This window comes from Mycobacterium sp. IDUB_19 (assembly GCF_055419445.1).
The window spans coordinates 1-3502 of sequence record NZ_JBVAXR010000102.1; the positions used below are offsets into that span (position 1 = coordinate 1).

Genomic DNA, 3502 nt, shown 5'->3' on the forward strand with positions numbered 1-3502 from the left:
GACGAGTCGCGGCCATGGTGTTCCCAGGCGGCGGCATTGCGTTCGATGTCGTCGGCGATCTTGAGGTTCAGACGTTCGTCGGCTAACCAGCCGACGAGGGCATCCCATTGGCGCAGCAGGCTTTCCAGGGCGACTTCGACAACGACCTGGCCGTCGCGCTCGTCGCGCACCAGTAATCGCTTTGTCACGAAGGCGTCGATCAGGGGCCGACTGTCCTTGGGCAGGTCGGATTCGAGGGCCACCCGTCGCAATGCCTGATCGTTGAGCGAGTTGATGGTGGCCAGCCATGGGATAAACGCCGAACGTAGGAGTTCCAGCGCGTTTTCGCGTCCACCCGGGTATTGGTTGACGAGCTCGTCGATGGCGTTGTTGACGACGTCGGCCATGCCGCCCATGGCCTCATAATCGGATGCGCTGATCTCGCCGGTACCGCCGTAGTCGGCGTACAGCCGGGACAGGGTCAGGGCCAGCAGGGGCAGGGTGTCGGCACCCTCGCCCACGTCTTCGAGCAGTCTGGCCACCAGGTTGTCCTTGATCACCAGGCGCGTACCCGCCTCGGTGGCGCGTGCCGCCGGCCCGACGATGACCTCTTTGAATTCCTCGCGCGGCATGGGTTTGAGATCGTCGAAGATGGCCGTGCCGATGCCGTCGAGAGCGGGATGACGTTGCATCGCCTCGTAGCGGTCGGTGCGGATGGTCACCGCCACAACCAATCCCACCTCGTCGGCGTTGATTCGGTGGATCAGCTCGGCCAACATGGTGAGGAATTCTTCGGTCTGCGGGCCCGCCTCGGCGGAGAACAATTCCTCGGCCTGGTCGATCGGCAGAATCAGTGTCGGCGCGGCGGTCGGCGCAGTAGGACGAGCTAGGGCGAGCTGCGCGGCGGCCGCGAAGCGGATTTCGCGCAACAGTTGGAAGATCTGATCGACATCTCGCTGTCCGCAGGCCTTCTTGATGTTTCCCAGTGAGGGGCTGGGCAGGTCGAGAGATTCGCGGCCGGCGTGAATCGCCGCGGCCAAGCCCGTATCGCCGGTGAGCGGGTTGCCTTGTGGCCGCATGATTCCCAGCACCATGAACTCGCGGTCCTTGCGCCGCAGCCGCGGGATCAGCCCGGCGCGCAAGAACGACGATTTCCCACTACCCGAAGGGCCCAGAACCACAAACAACGACTTGAGTCCAGACATGGTGGCCAGCAGCCGAAATCGCATGCTCAGCAACGCATCTACGCCTCGCGCGATCACGGCGTCGCGGCCGAAGAACACCCCCGCATCGATTTCCTCAAACGGCTCCCACCCGCGATACGGCGCCCGTTGCGGACCCGTCCCTGGCGGCCAAACAAATTGGCGCGGGCCCGCCCCACTGCCGTCGACGGCCTCCATGATCCGGGTGAGTGCTGCGGTGTTGAAGCGTACAGGTGGACCGTCGGTCACCTCGATGTCGCTGCACTCACCGTCGGCGAACAAATCGCAGCGCTGCCAGGCCGAGGTGATGTCGTTGTTGCCCAGATCCTCTAACCGCGCGACCAGAATCCGTTTACCCAAACCCTCGGCCGTGCGGTATTCGACGTTGCACTCGGTGGAATTCGCCCAATTCTGTGACAGCAAACAGATGAAATGCTCGCAGCGCGACTTGCCGGTGAACAGCTGGGTCTTCCACTGCTCCCCCAGCTTCAGGCCGGTCTGGCTGTCGACGTCGATGAAGATCTCGTCGCCGAGCTCCGGCCGCCGCTCGGTCAGCCAGGTCTTGAGCGCGATCGCCTCGCGAGTGTCCTTGCTGGAGTGGCTCAAGAAAATCCGCGACACCTACGTGCACGCCCCTTTCTTGGAGGCCCCCGAATCGCCGCGCACGGCACTGCCGCTCCCGCAGTGCCGCGAACGAAAGAATAATCCTGTCAGGCGGGTTGGGGGTAGCGAATGCCCTTAAAGGGACCGAGTGATTTGGTCAGATTTCGTGAGGTGCACGAGTATTCAAAAGGCAGCTGGCGGCTGCGGTCAGGCTTTTGGGCTCGATGCAAGATCCGTCGTGAATCAACTTTGCCTACGCCTACAAATACTGTTGCACGCCTCCATGTCCGTGGCATGTCCCACTGGCATGCGGGTGTTCACTGAACGACCAACTTCCATCCGCGCATTGGGCAGTTGCGCCCTGTGGCTGTGAGCCACCCTTTTGCGGATATGGCACACAGTCACCCGATGCAGCGGTGTAGCAGCCGCCGCCGGGCGACGAATATGCCGGTGATGCCAAACCGCAACTGGCCGTAGCGATTGATACAGCGATCAGAGTCGCGCGGAATAACACGTTGCAAAGCTCCTTGCTCGCACATGAAAATTTGGTGACCTCGCCCGAATCGTCCCAGGGAGCCTATGCCGCTGACCGATCGGTAACAGTCGAATCGTCAATACTCCCGTGCCGGGTTGCTCAAACGCAAGACCCGCCGCTGATCGGCATGTCAAGCTTCAAGCATGGAAAGTGCAGTCGAACTGCATCTCCGCGAGCTCATATTCGAACAGCTCACAGAGCTCGTTTCCGAATACGGTGCGGTCACTCGCAAGCAATTGGAATCCTTAAGGATAGGTGATCAAACCCGCCGCATCATCGATCGCAATAAGGGAATCTGGAATCCCAGGGACCTACTCGGCACCCTGTCGATTGTTTCCAGTCCTGATGGCGGATACGCCGACACCCATGTGGGCGGATCGTTGTTCGCATATGACTACCAACGGGATAGCACAGCGGGCGACAACAGCAAGATGCGCCGAGCTCTTGATCTCGCGCTACCTATCATCCTGCTTCGCAAGATCAAAGATGGTGTATACGTCCCAATCTTTCCTGCGTATGTCATCGCGGACGACGCCATAAATCGTCGGTTCATGATCGCACTGGATGAGAGCCTCAGAATCGTGTCGGACCCGCTCCACCTCAAACCGATCGAGCGCGCATACGCAGAACGGGCAATGAGGCAACGCTTGCACCAACCAGAGTTCCGCAGATGCATCATGCATGCCTACGAGCAGCGATGTGCTGTGTGCACCCTAAAGCACGGCAAGCTTCTCGATGCCGCCCATATCATCGGAGATGACAAATTTCATGGCGTGCCGTCGGTCGACAACGGCCTCAGCCTTTGCAAGATCCATCACGCAGCATACGACGCGAATCTACTTGGTATCTCGCCTGATTATGTGGTGTGCATCAAGGGGGAGCTTATGGAAGAAACGGATGGCCCGATGCTTCTGCACGGCCTCCAGGAAATGGATGGTCGTGGGTTGACTCTTCCCAAGCGACGAGCTGACCAACCATCCAGGGACCGGCTTGCCGAGCGCTTCGAAGAATTCAAGACCGCGAGCTAGGTGACCAAACCCTGCGCAATGGTGCGGCTCTACGGCCGCGGCGGCAGCGCCGCCAGCCATCCATCCGTGACCAGCTCAATGAGTTGCCCGTCCGGGTCCCGGATCATCGCCATCGCTTCCGATACCGCCGCATCGATGATCGTTCCCCCGAACTT

General features: G+C 60.6%; 4 protein-coding genes. 1 reads left to right on the top strand and 3 read right to left on the bottom strand.

The annotated features are described in order from the left end of the window. Together ACZY0B_RS27015 and ACZY0B_RS27020 are read right to left on the bottom strand one after the other, a co-directional pair. A partial coding sequence (locus ACZY0B_RS27015) for a toll/interleukin-1 receptor domain-containing protein (protein WP_463767299.1) occupies positions 1-1802 on the bottom strand: 1802 nt, incomplete at its 3' end. Positions 1803-2043: 241 nt separating this feature from the next. After that, positions 2044-2298, bottom strand: coding sequence for a DUF3761 domain-containing protein (locus ACZY0B_RS27020; RefSeq protein WP_463767300.1), 255 nt, complete (start codon positions 2296-2298; stop codon positions 2044-2046). 164 nt (positions 2299-2462) lie between these two features. Between ACZY0B_RS27020 and ACZY0B_RS27025 the strand changes: the two genes are divergently transcribed. Further along, positions 2463-3347: an HNH endonuclease gene (locus ACZY0B_RS27025; protein WP_463767301.1), complete on the top strand. Its 885-nt coding sequence runs from the start codon at positions 2463-2465 to the stop codon at positions 3345-3347. A 29-nt stretch (positions 3348-3376) separates the two neighbouring features. On the opposite strand, the gene ACZY0B_RS27030 is transcribed toward ACZY0B_RS27025, so the two are convergent. Beyond that, on the bottom strand, positions 3377-3502 hold a 126-nt coding region (locus ACZY0B_RS27030), incomplete at its 5' end, for a VOC family protein (RefSeq protein ID WP_463767302.1).

Coding starts and splice junctions, on each gene's coding strand:
- ACZY0B_RS27025 (WP_463767301.1), top strand. CDS start 2,463: ATGGAAAGTGCAGTCGAACTGCATCTCCGCGAGCTCATATTCGAACAG.